Consider the following 262-nt stretch of genomic DNA (forward strand, 5'->3'; position numbering starts at 1 on the left):
CAGCTGACGCTCGCCCTCGGCCACGCCCAGGCTCTCGAAGAAGCCGCGCATCAGCTTGCGGTTGTTCAGCTGGATGCTGGAGTCACCGATGCGCAGTTCCGAGAACACCGCATGGATGACCGCCAGCACTTCGGCGTCGTAACGCACGCTCAGGCTGTCCTTGCCGATCACATCGATGTCGCACTGGTAGAACTCGCGGAAACGTCCGCGCTGGGCGCGCTCGCCGCGGTAGACGCGCTGCATCTGGTAGCGGCGGAACGGG

At 65.3% G+C, this 262-nt stretch carries 1 protein-coding gene; it reads right to left on the reverse strand.

What is annotated here, in order from left to right; all coding sequences use genetic code 11:
* Positions 1-262, reverse strand: a 262-nt coding sequence (locus ACRHNM_RS17105; protein WP_431137840.1) for an aminoacyl--tRNA ligase-related protein, incomplete at both ends; no start/stop codon positions are given.

It is taken from the genome of Psychroserpens mesophilus, assembly GCF_050617655.1.
Classification (GTDB): Bacteria; Bacteroidota; Bacteroidia; order Flavobacteriales; family Flavobacteriaceae; genus Psychroserpens; species Psychroserpens mesophilus_A.